Annotated in this window: 19 protein-coding genes; 6 read left to right on the top strand and 13 right to left on the bottom strand. The window is 33.7% G+C overall.

Annotation, left to right across the window (positions count from 1 at the left end):
• The first annotated feature begins 168 nt into the window (after nucleotides 1-168).
• The 6 genes from EKL99_RS01530 to EKL99_RS01505 all read left to right on the top strand — a co-directional run bounded on the left by EKL99_RS01530 (nucleotide 169) and on the right by EKL99_RS01505 (nucleotide 6,562).
• Nucleotides 169-690 carry a PH domain-containing protein gene (locus tag EKL99_RS01530; RefSeq protein ID WP_126555721.1) on the top strand — a complete coding sequence of 174 codons (522 nt, stop codon included), beginning with the start codon at nucleotides 169-171 and terminating at the stop codon, nucleotides 688-690.
• Entirely contained in the window at nucleotides 690-2,204 is a 1,515-nt protein-coding gene (locus tag EKL99_RS01525) for a PH domain-containing protein (RefSeq protein ID WP_126576264.1), read from the top strand. The genes EKL99_RS01530 and EKL99_RS01525 overlap by 1 nt, the downstream gene beginning before the upstream one ends.
• Before the next feature lie 85 nt (nucleotides 2,205-2,289).
• Nucleotides 2,290-3,252, top strand: a complete 963-nt coding sequence (gene menA / locus EKL99_RS01520) for a 1,4-dihydroxy-2-naphthoate octaprenyltransferase (protein ID WP_126576263.1) — start codon at nucleotides 2,290-2,292, stop codon at nucleotides 3,250-3,252.
• Nucleotides 3,253-3,306: 54 nt separating this feature from the next.
• Nucleotides 3,307-3,984: a metal-dependent hydrolase gene (locus EKL99_RS01515; RefSeq protein ID WP_126576262.1), complete on the top strand. Its 678-nt coding sequence runs from the start codon at nucleotides 3,307-3,309 to the stop codon at nucleotides 3,982-3,984.
• A gap of 185 nt (nucleotides 3,985-4,169) precedes the next feature.
• Nucleotides 4,170-5,378: a M48 family metallopeptidase gene (locus EKL99_RS01510; RefSeq protein ID WP_126576261.1), complete on the top strand. Its 1,209-nt coding sequence runs from the start codon at nucleotides 4,170-4,172 to the stop codon at nucleotides 5,376-5,378.
• 137 nt (nucleotides 5,379-5,515) lie between these two features.
• Nucleotides 5,516-6,562: an o-succinylbenzoate synthase gene (locus EKL99_RS01505; protein ID WP_126576260.1), complete on the top strand. Its 1,047-nt coding sequence runs from the start codon at nucleotides 5,516-5,518 to the stop codon at nucleotides 6,560-6,562.
• Nucleotides 6,563-7,148: 586 nt separating this feature from the next.
• Here EKL99_RS01505 and EKL99_RS01495 read toward each other — a convergent pair.
• The 13 genes from EKL99_RS01495 to EKL99_RS01435 form a co-directional block, all read right to left on the bottom strand.
• Nucleotides 7,149-7,595, bottom strand: a complete 447-nt coding sequence (locus tag EKL99_RS01495) for a DinB family protein (protein ID WP_126576258.1) — start codon at nucleotides 7,593-7,595, stop codon at nucleotides 7,149-7,151.
• Complete coding sequence (locus tag EKL99_RS01490; protein ID WP_126562180.1) at nucleotides 7,585-8,064, bottom strand: nuclear transport factor 2 family protein; 480 nt, start codon at nucleotides 8,062-8,064, stop codon at nucleotides 7,585-7,587. The genes EKL99_RS01495 and EKL99_RS01490 overlap by 11 nt, the downstream gene beginning before the upstream one ends.
• 429 nt (nucleotides 8,065-8,493) lie before the next feature.
• Nucleotides 8,494-10,527 (bottom strand): OmpA family protein, encoded by a 2,034-nt coding sequence (locus EKL99_RS01485; RefSeq protein WP_126555742.1) that lies wholly within the window; start codon nucleotides 10,525-10,527, stop codon nucleotides 8,494-8,496.
• Between the two features lie 3 nt (nucleotides 10,528-10,530).
• Complete coding sequence (locus tag EKL99_RS01480; protein ID WP_126576257.1) at nucleotides 10,531-12,222, bottom strand: Ig-like domain-containing protein; 1,692 nt, start codon at nucleotides 12,220-12,222, stop codon at nucleotides 10,531-10,533.
• 364 nt (nucleotides 12,223-12,586) lie between these two features.
• Complete coding sequence (locus tag EKL99_RS01475) at nucleotides 12,587-12,802, bottom strand: histidine kinase dimerization/phospho-acceptor domain-containing protein (RefSeq protein ID WP_126576256.1); 216 nt, start codon at nucleotides 12,800-12,802, stop codon at nucleotides 12,587-12,589.
• Nucleotides 12,803-12,943: 141 nt separating this feature from the next.
• A complete protein-coding gene (locus tag EKL99_RS01470) occupies nucleotides 12,944-13,213 on the bottom strand; it encodes a YtxH domain-containing protein (protein WP_126459876.1) in 270 nt (89 codons plus the stop codon).
• Between the two features lie 26 nt (nucleotides 13,214-13,239).
• A complete protein-coding gene (locus EKL99_RS01465; protein WP_126459873.1) occupies nucleotides 13,240-13,392 on the bottom strand; it encodes a lmo0937 family membrane protein in 153 nt (50 codons plus the stop codon).
• 33 nt (nucleotides 13,393-13,425) lie between these two features.
• Nucleotides 13,426-14,064 carry a porin family protein gene (locus EKL99_RS01460; protein ID WP_126459870.1) on the bottom strand — a complete coding sequence of 213 codons (639 nt, stop codon included), beginning with the start codon at nucleotides 14,062-14,064 and terminating at the stop codon, nucleotides 13,426-13,428.
• Between the two features lie 397 nt (nucleotides 14,065-14,461).
• The gene (locus EKL99_RS01455) at nucleotides 14,462-14,680 is read right to left on the bottom strand and encodes a hypothetical protein (protein WP_126459867.1); all 219 of its coding nucleotides are present in this window, start codon (nucleotides 14,678-14,680) and stop codon (nucleotides 14,462-14,464) included.
• Nucleotides 14,681-14,955: 275 nt separating this feature from the next.
• Entirely contained in the window at nucleotides 14,956-15,390 is a 435-nt protein-coding gene (locus tag EKL99_RS01450) for a hypothetical protein (protein WP_197037190.1), read from the bottom strand.
• 122 nt (nucleotides 15,391-15,512) lie between these two features.
• Entirely contained in the window at nucleotides 15,513-15,734 is a 222-nt protein-coding gene (locus EKL99_RS01445) for a hypothetical protein (RefSeq protein WP_126555761.1), read from the bottom strand.
• 302 nt (nucleotides 15,735-16,036) lie between these two features.
• Nucleotides 16,037-16,228: a hypothetical protein gene (locus EKL99_RS01440; RefSeq protein WP_126555764.1), complete on the bottom strand. Its 192-nt coding sequence runs from the start codon at nucleotides 16,226-16,228 to the stop codon at nucleotides 16,037-16,039.
• A gap of 205 nt (nucleotides 16,229-16,433) precedes the next feature.
• On the bottom strand, nucleotides 16,434-16,868 hold the full coding sequence (locus EKL99_RS01435) for a response regulator (protein WP_126459855.1): 435 nt from the start codon (nucleotides 16,866-16,868) through the stop codon (nucleotides 16,434-16,436).
• Nucleotide 16,869 lies beyond the last annotated feature (1 nt).

The raw sequence follows: 16,869 nt of genomic DNA, 5'->3' as shown, positions 1-16,869 counted from the left end.
CGGTCGCCATCAAGAACGCAGTCGTAATTTGTCATTTCGACGAAGAAGAAATCTCATTAACAGTTTCAGTAATCAGACTCAAAAGACTCAAATAAAAACGTCGCGCCTTAGTGGTCTTTGTGGCAAAAAAGAAAGCCTCTTTTTGGCAAAAAAAACTAAAATTTACAAATGGAAAATTTCACAAACGAAACAATTGATACGGGCCAACTTCCAAAATTTGAGAAAGTCACTTTTATGAATTTACATCCTAAATATATTAGGGTAGTATTGATTAATTTGGCGTTATTTATTGGCATACTTATTCTTGTTCCAATATTGATTTCAACATTTAAACCGGAACTGTTTTCAGGAAGAGTCTGGTTGATTATAGGAGCTGTTATTCCCGTATTCTCAGCTTTGTTGGTAGTGTTTTCTATTATTGGATTCCATAAAAAAGGATTTGCATTCAGGGAACACGATGTGCTTTTCAGACACGGAATAATTGCTACAAATACGATTGTAATTCCTTATAACAGAGTGCAACATGTGGCATTGCATGAAGGACTGATTTCACGTTATTTTGGTTTGGCCAAAATTGAAATTTTTACTGCTGGCGGAAATTCCAGTGATATTGAAATTCCCGGAATTGAAAAAGAACAAGCGGAAAATATCAAACAGTTGTTGATGGGTAAAATACAAAAGCAATTGTAATGGGAGCCGATTTTAGTCAGCCACAGAGGCAATCTTCAATAGGGATTTTAGTGATGTTTTTTTACACGCTTCAGTATTACGCCAGAGCGTTGTGGCCTATGATTGTGATTTGGATTTTCAAGTTTGATGAGGTTAATAAATTGTATTTTTTCTTTGGGATGCTTGCCCTCTTTGTGAGTGTTGGAGTTGTTTCTTATTTGAAATACCTGAATTTCACTTTCTTTTTGGATGCCGAAAATCAGGAATTTATCATTACCGACGGCGTTTTCAATAAAACCAAAACCGCGATTCAGCTGCGTAAAATCCAACAGGTAAATATCAATCAGTCTTTTATTCAAAAATTAATTGGTGTTTATGAATTGGATGTAGACACAGCCGGAAGCAATAAAAAAGAAGGTGCTATTCAAGCGATTTCGCAAGAACTGGCTTTGGAATTGAAATTTCGTTTGTTAGAAAATGAAGATATAAAGAATGAAATTGGCGCTGAAGAAACTGTATTGGAGGAAACCGAGCAAAAACTATTTGAAGCTGCGCATCCTTTTATTAAAATCAGTTTTTTGAGTTTGCTGAAAGTTGGAATTACATCTAATTATGGCAGAAGTATCGCTCTATTGGTAATTTTTTTTAGTACTATATATGAGAATTTTCAAAATTTTGGAGAAGAAAGCAATGCTTATAAGGAGAAAGTAGGATTATACATTGATAAAAATGCAGTGTTGCAAACTATTTTAATATCAATACTGTTGTTGTTTGTTGTGGTTCTGGTAGTAAATGTGATCCGTACGGTTTTTAAATATTATGATTATAGAATAGCGAGACAAAAAGGATCTTTGTTGTTGTCTTTTGGCTTGTTGAATACGAAAAGCACTATCATCAAACCTGAAAAAGTTCAGATCACGTCCGTTACCAGAAATTATTTCCAAAAAAAAATGGGAATTTTAGAACTACAAATCAAACAAGCTACCGGGGGTGAAAAGGAAGAACGGAAATCAATAATAGAAATTCCGGGATGCAGTGAAGCCGAAAGAGATTCCATATTGAAGTTATTATTTCATCAAATTCCTGAAAAGGGACTAATGCTTCAGCCTAATTTTCGTAAACTTGTTTTTTCTGTTATTCTTTCAATAGGATTACCTTTGTTTGGTTTTATGGCAGTTGGTCATTGGATTGAACCTATAATTTTTGAATATAATTATGTGATGCCAATTTATGTGATTTTTATTGGAGCAATCCAGTATTTTAAATTCAAAAATGACCGATTGTTTATCCACGAGAATTTTATAATAAAGCAAAGTGGCGCTTGGGATGTGAGCAATGATATTATTGAACCCAGTAAAATACAAGCGATTACAACGTCGCAGCTTTTTTGGCATAAAAAGTTGGATATTGGTTCCATAACATTGCATACCGCAGGAGGAAATATCGCTTTTCAATTAGGGAATTATTCAGTACTACAACAACAAGTTAATTTTTGGTTGTACGAAATAGAAACTTCCGATAGCAATTGGATGTAAATAAAATGGTTTAAAGTTTAAGGTTTAAAGTTGTTTTTTACAATAAAGCTTAAGTTTTAAACTTCAAACTTTTAAATAAAAAAATATGAAACATTGGATTGAAGCCGCACGACTGCGCACCTTGCCTTTATCGGTTTCTGGAATCATCGTAGGAAGTATGTATGCTTTGGCACACCCAACAGATAACATATTAACGCCTACGGAAGTCTTTAACTGGCGATTGTTTGGTTTTGCAATATTGACAACATTAGGATTGCAAATATTGTCCAATTTTGCCAATGATTACGGTGACGGAATGAAAGGAACAGATAATGCCGATCGTGTAGGTCCAAAACGCGCTATACAAAGCGGTGTGATTACTCCGCAAGCCATGAAACGCGCCATGATCATAACATCAGCTTTGACATTGCTTTCAGCGATGCTATTGATTTATTATGCGTTTAGAGATACAAATTTATGGTTTTCCTTGTTTTATTTGGTTTTGGGAATTTTGGCAATTGTATCAGCCATTAGATATACAGTTGGAAATACGGCGTACGGATACCGTGGATTTGGCGATGTGTTTGTCTTTGTATTTTTCGGTTTGGTGAGTACTTTAGGAGTGAATTTTTTATATTCTAAACAATTGGATGCGTTGTTGGTTTTACCTGCAATAGCCATTGGATTATTGAGTGTAGGTGTTTTAAATCTGAATAATATGCGAGACGAAGCATCAGATAAAAAATCAAATAAAAACACGATTGTCGTAAAAATTGGCGGTGCCAAAGCTAAAATATACCATTATATTCTGATTGTAACCGCAATGGTTTTAGTATTGATTTTTGCAATTACAGATGATTTTCACTTTGATCAATACTTGTTTTTATTGTCGTATATCCCTTTGACTAAACATTTAATTACCGTCTATAAAAACCAAAATCCTAAGGAATTAGATCCTGAATTAAAAAAACTGGCATTGAGTACTTTTGCACTTTCAATTTTATTGTCATTAGGTATGATTTATTTCTTTTCGGATATAATTGTAAACACTTTTTTAGGGGGGAGATAAAATAATAATCTAAATACGGAATCCTTTAATCATTCTATTTTTAAATTTAAAAAGATGAAAATAACATTTTACGGTCACGGGGCATTAGGGATAGAAGTTGGCGGCAAACATATTATTGTAGATCCGTACATTTCTGCAAATCCCAATGCAGCTCACATTGACATTGATACGTTAAAAGCCGATTATATTTTAGTGACACATGCTCACGGAGACCATATTCTGGATGTCGATGCGATAGCTAAAAGAACGAATGCGGTAATAGTTTCTAACGCTGAAATTGCCGGTTATTATGGTGCAAAAGGCTTTCAATCGCATCCTATGAATCACGGTGGAAGCTGGAATTTCGATTTTGGAAAACTGAAATATGTAAATGCCATTCATTCCAGTTCGTTTCCTGATGGCAGTTATGGAGGAAATCCTGGCGGTTTTGTCATTGAAGGGGAACATAAAAACGTATACATTGCTGGTGATACAGCGCTTACTATGGATATGAAACTCATTCCTATGCGGACCAAACTCGATTTAGCCATTCTGCCCATAGGTGATAATTTTACCATGGATGTTGAAGATGCTATTGTCGCTTCTGATTTCTTGGATTGCGATAAAATTCTGGGGTATCATTACGACACTTTCGGTTATATCGAAATTGATCATGAAGATGCTATTCGTAAATTTTTCAATAAAGGAAAAGATCTCATGTTGTTAGAGATAGGAAGTTCCATAGAGTTGTAATTTTTTTATTTGAAGCTAATCCAGCTATCCGTTGCAATCTTTTATCACCCTGTCAGGGTTTCAAACCCTGACAGGGTGATAAAAGGATTTTTACTTCTATCTGGGCTAGGGTTTGCCGGTACCAAACTTCGTAGTTAATTTTACTAAAACGTTGTTCGCTCTGGTGTTTAAATTTTATATCAATCATGCAAAAAAAGAATTTCATTTTTTTATTTCTGTTTCTAATTTCAACAAATACTATTTTTTCTCAGAAAGATGGCTATTGGGATAAAACCCGTGCTACAACCGAAGAAATTACAGTTTCCGCCAGAGATAGAATCGTTATAAAAACTCAAGATTTCCCTGAAGGAACTACCGAGGTCGTATACAGAATAACGCTTTTGGATAAAAATCAGCAAATGGTGGGCAGTTTAGTTTCGGTTTTAAAAGCTATTCCAGACCCAACAGGAATCAGTCAAGGTTCAGCAGGAGCAGTTTTTATCTTGTCGAAAATATCAGGTGATGATAAATGCAAGTATGCTGTTTTCTCTAGCGATGAATTAGCCATGCAATATAAAGAAAGTGGCAAAACGGATGATGCTTGTTTGGTTCAAGACACGCCGGTGAGTAAAGATGCCAAACGACTTTCTACTGAGAAATCTACTTGTATGCGATCGAATTCGGGAAATTTATGGTTTGGTTTTGAAAGTAAAAACTGGATCATGAACCAAAAAATCATTCTCGAAGTGGTGCCGTGGGTTGATAATAAACTCAGTCGCGGATGGACTTTAGCAAACAGAAAAGCAATCATCGATCAATGCAAAACTTCTAATTTGGCTCAAAAAATGACCAATTCAGATGATTTTTGTGTTTGTATTCTCGATAAAATCCAAACCAAGTACAAGTTTAAGGAATTCCAGAAATTATTAGCTGTAGAGCGCACTAAGGCGTTCAGGGATTTTGGTAATAGTTGTTTTGGTGAAAGTAGTCTTTCAAAAAGTGTGTATGACAATTTGCGTAAGCAAGCCGCTATGTTGGCTAAACAAGGGAAACAAGGTGAGGCAATCACGAAATTGACAACGATTATCAATGATGGAAAAGCAACTGCTTTGGATTATAATGCGATAGGTAGCAGTTATGTTTTGACGAAGCAATACGGCAAAGCAATTAAATTCCTGAAAGAAGGTGAGAAAATAGACGATACAGAGTTATTGATAAAGCTGAATTTGGCGCACGCTTATTTATTGAATGATAATTTTTCGTCTGCAAAAGCCATTTATAAAGAGTATCAATCGCAAAACGTAACGGATAGTTTGAGTTGGACTCAAAAAGTAAAACAAGATTTCGCAGCTTTTAAGAAAGTTGGGATTAAAAATGATGATTTTGAAAGAGTTTTGAAGTTAATGGATAAATAAATCGAACTTTAAAACTTATATGCCTTATATGTTTTAAAGAAGCAACAATTCTTTTTACCATGTTAGGCATCTAAATTTTAATAAAATAATTCAGATATAAGTTTACTAGATTGAAATAACTCATAATTCATAATTTCTTGAAAGCAACCTACCACAAATATATTCTTAATTTCAAACGTCCATCAGGAACTTCTCGTGGCGTTATGACCGAAAAAGAAACTTGGTTTATTGTTTTGGAACAAGACGGTAAAAAGGGAATAGGAGAGTGCGGAATCCTTCGCGGATTGAGTATTGATGACCGACCGGATTATGAAGAAAAATTGCAGTGGACTTGCGATAATATTCACTTAGGAAAAGATCAGCTTTGGGAAGCGTTATTAGAGTTTCCTTCGATACAATTTGGAGTGGAAATGGCGTTCCGATCTTTGGAGAGTGAAAACCTTTTTTTCCTCTTTCCATCTGAATTCACAAACGGTACAAAATCCATCCTGATAAACGGTTTAGTTTGGATGGGTGAAGAGGCGTTTATGAAGCAGCAAATCGAGGAAAAATTAGCGCAGGGTTTTAGATGCATCAAACTCAAAATTGGAGCAATAGATTTTGATAAAGAACTACAGTTATTAAGGTTTATTCGGGAACATTTTACTCCGGAACAAGTCGAAATTCGGGTGGATGCGAACGGTGCTTTTGATGTAACTTTAGCTTTAAATAAATTAATTCAACTATCTGAATTTAAATTACATAGTATAGAGCAACCGATACAAAAAAACCACACTGACAGGATGGCAGATCTGTGTAAAAAAGCTCCTTTTCCTATTGCTTTGGATGAAGAGCTGATCGGTGTGTTTACTTTGGCAGAGAAAAAGCAATTACTGACAAAAATCAAGCCGCAATACATCATTTTGAAGCCTAGTTTTGTAGGTGGTTTTCGAGGCACGCAAGAATGGATTTCATTGGCTGAAAAGCATAAAATCGGGTGGTGGATTACCTCTGCTTTGGAGAGTAATATTGGACTAAATGCGATTGCGCAATGGACTTTTTTGCAACACAATGCAATGCCTCAGGGATTAGGAACCGGAGCGCTTTATACGAATAATTTTGACTGTCCGCTGGAAGTTTCACAAGGGCAATTGTGGTATAAAAAGGAGTTGGACTGGGCGTTTGATTTTGCTCTTTTGAAATAGATTATCTCGTCTTTTTTTGTTCGCCCTCTCCTAACAAAACGGATAATGTCTTCTAACTAGGAGTGCGGTCCGTTATCAATTTGATAATAAATAAATAACGGGACCTGCCAAAAGTGAGGTTCTAAAATACAAATAAAGATAGCTAATCCTTTTTGTATTCCTTTTTTTTCAATCCACTTACAAACAGGATATAGAATAAAACTAATGAGTAAAGCAAAACATAACGGAATAAATAGTGTTTTTCTAAAATAGAATATTAATGCGGACAACGTTAAGTAAGTCGAAAGTTTAAAAGTCGTAAAGTCAAAAGAATTAACTTTAAGTAAAACATCCTTAAATCAGATTGTTACATAATTTTATCCTGATTTTAAAATACGACATTATACCATGGTTATTACTTATAAACTGAAGAATTTCTAAAACAGAATATTTTTTAGTGGACTGAACCGGGATGGGAGTTTTAGAGGATTGGATATCAATATTACATTATAGTCGTTATCTCTTATTCGTATTTTATATTTATTTGCGAGTAAGATGTTTGTTATAACTAATCGAATTACAGTAAATTGAATATTGTGGGAAATATTTAAGCGTCCAATAATCGCCTGTGGTAATTAATTTGTCCCAAATGATAGGCAAGGTGCGTGGTCAAATGGAGGAGTATGAACTCAGTTGAAGTTTTGTTCTTTAAAACTAAAAGTGGATATTCCATTTTCAAATCTTCTTCTGAGAGGGTATTAAGTGCATTGACAAGGATAACTATCGTTTCTTCGATTTTTGATAATAATTCTGCTCTTGAAATATCTTTCAGTGAAAATTCTAATGGTCTGTTTCTTATATAACCCGTCTTTCCATATTGGGCTCCAATATATGTGTTGAGATTTCCTATAATATGCAAGCATAGATTTCCGGCTGAATTAGCGATTCCTTTTTGTGTTTTCCAAATATCACTTTCGTTTTCATACGATTCAATTTCGGATTTCAGAATGTTTAAATCTCTAATGAAAAGCATTTTCAGGGTGTCAATCAGCATGTTGAGTTTCTTTATATTTTTTTAATGATAAAAGGGCTTGCTCTTGAATTTTTTTATGAAAAAAACCAGTCCAGCCTAGTAGGTATCCGGTGATTCCAAAAGCTTGTTTGGACCATTTAAAAATATCAAAATCATCGGTGTGTTTTATAATTAATCCGTCTTTAAACTGAAATTGTGCCTGAATACGATTTACTACTTTTCTATTAGTCTTACTGAAATTGTAGGTAGCTATAAATTGTACGGAGCCAATATAGTCATCAGCCTTGACCGCAGAGAATTTAATTGTAATATTCCCTTTGCTTTTTTCGAGGAGCATTTTCCACATTAGGCAAACATCATTTCCCTTTAATAGACCAAAAACTGGATCACGAAATTGAATACTGGAATCATAACAGTTACACATTGTTGGTGAATCTGCATTTGCAATAGCACTATAGAATTTGGTAAGGATTTTCTCGTTTTCGGTCATGTTTTTAAATAAAGTGAAAAGTAAAAATACTAAAATTTTTACGAAAAGTAAGTGTTTAAAATCAAAATTGGAAAGGGACTACGTCTAATTTACCTTTACTTTGTAAAATTATAAGATTCAGAACTAATAAATTAATTCAAAAAAATTGGTATTAATTTGGGACTAAAATAGTAATAAAGATCTTCATTTCTTTCCATAGATTTCACAGATTTGCATAGATTAATGCGCTTCATAGCTTTAAAATATTTTTAATCAGCCCAATCTGTTGCAAAAATTTTCTTTAATAATTGCGAGAATATATCTTTCTTGCTACTTAATTATGAAAATGAATTTCTATTCATGATATCTGAAATAAATTTCAGCACAAAAAAAGAGGATAGAACTTTGCGTTTCTACCCTCTTTGTCAATTTATAATACGTGCATTTTACTTATTTAATAGCGGGCATTATATCAATTATGACGGTACGGTTGTAAAAACGTTCTTCAGGGGTTTTGTTTTCAAAAGGAGAATTATTTTCATTCTCGCCCTCTCCGGTTACTTCAAATTTTACGTCATTCCTACCGGCTTTAGATAACCCTTTTTCAAGGATCCCTTTCACATCGTTAGCACGGGCTAAAGACAAGTTTTGATTGTAGGTTTCTTCACCAATACTATCAGTATGACCGTGAATTAGTACTGTTGCGCCAACAGGTATTTGTGGGGTTACTACTTCGCTAAGGTATTTTTCATAGATACCAATTGCTTTAGATTTATTAAATTCATAAATAATACTATATCTGGTGCCTTCCTCCATTTTTGCAGGAGTCCAAAGTACCATGTGAACAGGAGTTTCTTTTTCTACAATTTTACCACTTTTAGTTTGACCAATCATTTTTACGGTGTAATCACCTTCTGGACGGCTCCCTAAAATTGCTTTCCCAGGAATTTTAACTTCGTCTTGAGTATATGGTCCAAAATTTTGAACCGTACCTTGCTCATCAGTAATTTGTAATGACCATGAAGATAAGGCTTCACCGGCTCCTTTATTGTTGAAGCTAACATAGCTTTCAATAGGAGCTTCTTGTAGTGCTATTATTTGTACAGGTTTTAATTGCGCATCAGGTCCACTTTGAAATTCCATTAGTAAATCCGGTGAATTACTTTCGATAGAAACTCTGCGATCGCCTTCACGAAGTAAGACTAGTTCTTGAGTTCCGCCTGGTTGTTCAGAAGGTATAGTTGGTTTGTCTTGACCTTTAGTCATGATTCTAGACGGATCAATAGCAAATATATATACTAGATAAGTTTTGATTGATGCTGCCATTACTAAACCCTCTTGGGATCCTTTTTCTGACGAACCTACCAAGATAATTGTAGCTGTAGGATTTTTTTGCATTCGATCACCCAGAATGTTCAATACATTATAATACACAGTCATTTGACGTTTAGAACGATCAGACAATTTTTTTGGAACAAAAACTTCCAGTTGGTCTTCTTTGAAGTCTTTTACTTGGTCTTTCGTTAATACAACATAACGACTTGGAATTTCAGTAGATCCTTGATTAAAAAACACATAGTTTCTAAGTGGGAAAATCTCTGTCATTCTTCTTTCTCCCGGAACATTACTAGGAGAATTTACGGAGAACTGTACTTCACGGTCCTTAGCCAGATCTGTTGCTTCCTGAATATTTTTCCCTTGTCCAAATTTGAGCGCAACACCAGCTCTGACAGTAGTATTGTTCCATGTTTCTGTAGCACGTGGATCTTGACCAAAATAGGGTTGGAAAGCGACAAAAGGCGACAATATAAATTGTGTTTTGTTGCTGTCTGAAGATAGCGGAATGTCATATCCAGCTCCAATTTGAAGAGATAAAATTGTTTTGTTAATGGCACTAAAATCACCTCTTACTTCAGGAGAAGGCTCTTGATCCGGAAATGCCGTATTAGTGCCCAATTGATAGGTAAATGATTTGTCTAAGTTGAAAGCTAAACGCGGGCCTCCATACACATAGAAATTAGATTTGAACGGAGCAAAACGTACGCTGGGTTCCACGGTGATGTAACTAAGATCAGTAGATAAATCTGCAGGACAGTCACATGCGGTAGTAACGGGGTCAAAAGAACCTTTACGGCTGTCATAACCTGCTTGAAACATGATGCCCCATCTGGAATCAGCAGGCCTGTATTCTACAAGCGGCGCAATGAAAAGTCCAATACCGTCTCCCTCATGGAAAGTAGCGGGTGGTGTGAAATTAGCATTCAACTGATTTGTTGAACCGCGATAAAAATTAAAATTGGCACCAGCTGCAGCTCCAAAAAGCCAAGTAGGTTTTGCATATTTTACTACTAGTGTTTCTTGTGCCTGAACTTGGGTTTGAATGCTCCACCATGTCAAAGCAACTATCGCAACACTTTTGAAATTCAGATTATTAGGGGACCATGCAGCGCATGATCCCATTTTGAAATTATTTTTAGTTTTCATTTTTTACGGTTTAGAGATTATATTTGTGTGCGTCATTACTACTGCTCCATTTCGAGCAAGCATTCTGCCATTTGCAGTTGAATATGCTCCCATTGTTATAGATTGCAAGGCTAATATATTCCCTTCAAATTTTGTGTAGTTTCCAATAGTTGCAGAACTTCCCGTTTGCCAATACACATTCTTAGCAAGTGCTCCACCACTAAGTTTTATATTTCCACCTGCACCACCAACAGTAGTAAAAGCAGATGCGACTTGGAAGATCCAAACGTCAGTTGCAGAACCGGTAAGAGTCAAATCTCCATTTTGTACTAAAAGTGTGGATGTTGATTTGTATATACCTGCAACAAGTGTTTTTCCGCCCTGATCACCGGATACAGTTATTGGCGCACTATAAGAAGCTCCTTCTGCAAAAAGATATGCATTAGTCAGGTCTAGTTTTGCTTGTGTTAGCAGGGCAGCAATCCCTACAGGGGCAGTATCATCAGAAGCATAAATAGCACCATTTATTATAACTGCGGGAGGAAAGCCTGTTATTGAAGAACGAACACCAGGACTGATACCCACATCCATATTATTAATTACACTGAAACCTGCATTATTACTTACTCCAACACCGGATAAAATTCCAAATCTTTCTGCTGATCCAAGATTTACTGTATTTCCAACCAAGTTTGAACTAGTACTAAAGTTCCAAACGTAATCGTTTGCCAAAGGAGTACCCGCTAAATTTTTAGCAGCTGTACTAATTGTTGCGGTATAAGTAGTCCCTGCTGTAAGTGGGCTTGTAGGAATAAAGGAAAGTGTAGTCCCTGAATAGGAAATAGCTCCTGCTACCGCTGTAGTACCATTTTTTAAAGTAAAGGTAGAATTACTAATAGTAGTAGGATCCATTTCTACACTAAAACCAGCAGTAATAGTTTTATTCAGAGCAACACCAGAAGAATTATTTTCAGGATCTGTTGTGACTACTGAAGGTCCACTAGTGGCGCCTGTGGTAAATGTCCAAACAAAGTTATTTGTAAGTGATGTTCCTTGTATATTTTTGACTCCAGTTGTGATCGTACTTGTATAGACGGTATTGACAGTTAAAGGAATACTAGGTACAAAATAAGCTTTTGTTCCGTTATAAGTAACCGTACCAGCAACGGAATTAGCGCCTTGTTTTAAGGTGAAATTGGTAGCGTTTACAGTCGCTTGATTCATTGGCATATTGAACTCTGCCGCAACCACTTTATTCAGAAATACATTGGTGGCATTGTTCAACGGATCTGTTTCTATTACCATTGGAGTAACTGTAGATCCGGTACTAAATGTCCAAACATAGTCTACTTGTAATGCATTTCCCATTACATCTTTAACGGATGTTTTAATTTTACCGGTATAGGTTGTGTTCGCAGATAATGGGGATGTAGGATCAAGTGTAGCAGTTGTTCCACTGAATGAAACAGTTCCTGTAACTAAAGTGGAGCCTTGTAAAGTAAAAGAGGATTGGTTAAAAGTTGATGCGTTCATCTCCTCATTGAAAATAACGGTAATCGATTTGTCTAGTGCTACATTAATAGCTCCATTTTCAGGGCTTGTCGAGATAACTTCTGGACAAACACCATCAATTTCTTGAAAGTCATCCTTAGCGCAACCAGAAATTAATGCAATAAATAGTATTGCAAAAGTTACTAATAAATTTTTAATTTTCATTTTTTGTTTATTTAGGGGATTAAGTTATATGCAGACAAAGGTGAGTTTATTAAAGTAGGAATATGTTATGGAATTAGCGAAATTACTTGCAAGATTTACTCTTGTAAATTGTCATCTTTACTTTTATGTATTAAAAATCAATTAGTTATATTTTGTGTTTGCTTAACGCAATATTAAAAGAGAATAGTGGCCTTTTACAGGATCTCTTTACAGTTTAAAAGCTTTTTTGTAGTTTTATATCGATGTTCAATTTTAAGTTCAAAAAAGTAAATAGCGTAAAATGCAAAAATTAATTTTAAAAAAAGACATAAAAAAAATCAAGAATTTTCATTCTTGATTTGTAAATAATACGAATATAATCTGTTTATGTCTTTTTTTTCTTTTTACCTTTTTTTTCTAATGCAAAAATAAATGTTGTCAATTCATTTGTAAAAATATCCAGCGCTATGGTAGATTGTTTTATGTACTCTGAAAATTCCTTTAATTCATTTGGGGAATTTATAGATTCCTCAAGTAAATTGGCTAACCCAATGATATTGGCAATAGGTTGCCTCACTCTATGCGAGGTCATGAAGATCATTTCTTCAAGACCTTTTATATATTCTTTATGGTTTCTTTTGCTTTTTTAAAAAGCATTTATACTGTAGTTACATTGTTTTCCACACTGAAAATTGGAACAAATTGATATTGAGAATCTTTTTGTAACTGTAATTTAAAAATTTTAAATTTTAAATTCCTTTTTAGCTTCTACAAATTTAGTTTCTCCCTTGCCAATTAAATTTTCGCCTTCGTTCCAAATTTTCTCATACTTTTGAGTTATTGTCCCTAATAAAGAGTCTAATTTGCCTTTTAGTTCATCAGCATAATCATTGCTTTTGTCCATGATTTTTCTTCTTGTTTTTTCTCCTTTTTCAGGCGCAAACAAGACTCCTAATAATGCTCCTACGGCAACTCCTCCTAATACTCCTAATATAATTTTATCTGCTTTCATAATGTTTATTTTTAATAACAATGAATTTAAATTCCTCGGCCTTTTATCAGTCTCAATATCACTGCTATTACAGCTATAACCAAAAGGATGTGAATAATTGATCCCGCGCTGTATGCGAAGAACCCAACCGCCCAAAAGATAATTAAAATTACGGCTATGGTATATAATAGATTGCTCATGATTTTAGTTTTTAATGATTAATATTTTAATTTCTAGTTAAGTCTAAGTCCCACATATACGCTCAATACGCTATTTTTTGCATCAGGATAAGTGTAATTAGTACCGGAATAATTTCTTTCTTTTCCTACTTTGGTTAAACCATAATTATATCGTACTCCAAAGTTTGCAACATCTAAATCGATACCAATACCTCCGGAGATACCGGCGTCAAACTTATTGAAATCATTGGTGTCTAATTCACTTTCGGAACTAAATAAGTTAGAATCATTGGTTGTTTTACCACTTACCATATAAGCGGCATAAGGCCCAACATGGACATTAAAATTATCGGTAAGATTCATTACCAATAAGACTGGTACTTCAATATAATTGACATTGAATTTAGCTGTTCCGTTAGCAAAAGAATTGTTGTACACCAGTTCTGCTCCTTTTGTGGTATAGTTAATCTCAGGCTGAATAGCAATAGCATTAGTAATGGGAAGCTTAGCATATAAACCGGCATTAAAACCTGTTAATACATTATTGTCATCTACATTATCCGTGTAAAGATTTGAGAAATTTAATCCTCCTTTAAAACCAAAAGAAGCTGTTTTTTCTTGTGCTTCAATAGTTGTAAAAGTGATAAGGCTTACAAATAGTGAAGCTAAAATAATTGATTTTGATTTTTTCATTTGTTTAATTTTTTAATTAAAAAATTGTTCTTTGCAAAGATGCAACTGTTTCAAAATAATTATGTTACAATACTTTTTGATAAGTTTATATTATTCACACTTTTTTCAATCTCCAAATTTTTCTTTTGATTTTTATTTTTGTTTTTCCAATTTCCTTTTAAATCTGATTCATTCCGCTTTATTGATAATTACCTGTGAAAGAATTGTCACTTTACAAAGTTCAGCTCTTTATGTACAGTTTAAACCGGAATAGGGTGTTCAGTTTGCTCTGGAATATCCACTTTATACCTAAAAACGATTACATAACTTTTAGGATTAGTTACATTATTCACGGGTTACAGACTAAGGCTTAGAGCCACATGTATTTTGCCTCATTCATTTCATATACCGGAATTGATTAATTGGCAGTTCTAGGGTGATTAATAGTGTATTCTTTAAGGATATTTTCTAAAGACTTGTAGTAATTTGTTAATGTTTGGATATTTATTTCAGGATTTGAAATAATTGGAACAGTGATGGGAATCTCCGCTAGGTATTTAGATAACTCAGGATACTGGTCGTGTATTTTTATCGTAATTTCAAGAATAGATTCGCTAAGTTGTTTTTCTGTTTTCATACTAAAATAGTTTAAGGTAACCTTTATTTTTTTAAAAAAGATGCAATCAAATTCACGAATTTCATCTTTAATAATTAGAATAAATACTTGATAAAGTAGTGGTTATAAAGTAAATTTATTCAAAATACGGTTGTTTATTCCAGAGTAAGAATTGTTATTGCGGGTTTCATGTCCTAAGGTTTTTTTGGATTATTGCTATTCCAAAAAAAGAAAAGGTAACTTTTTAAAAATAAAACCTACCAGGTATGGATTCATATCAGGTAGGTTTTATAAATTTAAAATTTGTTGGTAGACAAAATCATCTGCATCCCCGGATATTGAATATCTCCGTCATCTTCAGCAGTTATAAATATTTTTGACGGCTTGTAGGCTGTAACTGTTTCAAAAGTTGCTCTAAGTTTTGAGGACAAAAATCCGCTATCGCTTTTTATTTGACCAATATTTCTCACAATATCCCCGTCTGTTTCCATCCAGACAACGTAAACATTTTTTGAAGGCTGTAATCTGTTTACTTCGGCTAAATCTGATATTTTTATTTTTATCAAATAATTTTTGTTACTGTCTTTTGTGACATTTACCGAGCCATTTGCTGCGGGGACCACAATAGAATTTTGAAAAGCAATGTTTTTACCACATGAAGAAATCGAAAGCAGCATCAGCATTGCTAAACCACCCATAAATATTTTTTTTAAATCAGCACTTATTTTCATTTTAGTTTTATTTTAAGAGTATATATAATACAAATTTAAGTTTTTTTATTAAATTAGTTGTTGAATAACTTTTATTTAAACTTGTAATATTCACAGATTAATAAAAAATTTATTCTTTGTAATTAATTACTTTGTTTCTTGTCTTTCATAATTAAAACAACTCCTCCAATAGCAAGTACAGCCCCTATAATGGGGGACCATTTTATTGGATGGTTTACTTTTTTATTTATTTGTATTGGGCCTATATCAACAATTTTTTCAGTGGTTACATAGTTAAAGCTGTTGTAAAGTAACAGAATTACTCCTAAAAAAATCATCGCGATTCCAATGGTTCTTGTTTTCATTTTTTTTTATTTAAAAGTGATTGTATGGAGATGCGTTTATGCTTTTGAAAAATATTCTTTTACAAAGGTATGTTGCTGATTTGGTGTCATCTGATTGGGATGTTTGATTTCGAATTTTATTTTAAAAAATGTTCATCCTCACTCAAGAAATTAAACAGTTCCAGTGGGTGTGCTAGAGCAAATGGCTTTTAAAGTACAGCTATAGAGTTGTCAATTTGGTATAAAACAATTTAAATTATAAGATAATTCCGTTCTATTTATGGAGTGTTGTTTTGACAGTTGTGCAGAGTGAAGATATTTTATTATTCATCTTTTGTTGTACGAATCAGACTAATACCTGAAGCGAAAAATACGGCACCTAATATGCCATAAATAAGGAGGGATTTAATGTCACTCATATCGTCTGAGGCACTAGAAAATAATACCGCAGTATAGATTAGACCGCTAATTCCAAGAAAAGTAAGTACAGTTCCAAAGATTCTTTTAAGATTCATATTTCTTTTTTTTAAATGGATTGCTATAGTTTTAGTAATTTCTCGTGAAAGTCTAATTAGAAACAAATACACAAAATAAAAATATCTTCAAACAGCTGTAAATAATGGTATTACAATACAAATGTATTCCGATTAGACTTTACGAGTGTTATATAATTGTCTATAAAAGTTACATCATTCACACTTAAAAAAAAGGGATTTAGTATCACATTCTATCCATGAACCAATTCAATTCCTTTGTCATTTTTTGATATTTAAAAATAGTTTTGATATTTTTATTTAACCGAATAAAGGCAGTTTCACTTTTTACTACATAATCAAATGCTTTGTGATGCATACAGTTTACTGCAATTTCAATCTTATCCTGTGAGGACAACATGATCACTGGAATATCTGGATTGAAAGCTTTAATTTGATCTAAAGTTTTAATTCCGTTTATGGCATTTTTCTCAATACCATCAAGTTGGTAATCTAAAATGATCACATCTGGATTATTGGATATATTTGCCAAGCAGTGTTCACCGGTAGAGAAGGTTTCAACGATAAAATCAGTATTTGTGGTAAATTCAATTTCTAAAGATTTTAAAAATAATGCATCATCATCTACTAAGAAGATTTTTATTTTATTTTCGTTTTTCACT

This window comes from Flavobacterium sp. ZB4P23 (genome assembly GCF_003970375.1).
Classification (GTDB): domain Bacteria; phylum Bacteroidota; class Bacteroidia; order Flavobacteriales; family Flavobacteriaceae; genus Flavobacterium.
This window is presented reverse-complemented; position numbering and strand designations above follow the sequence as displayed.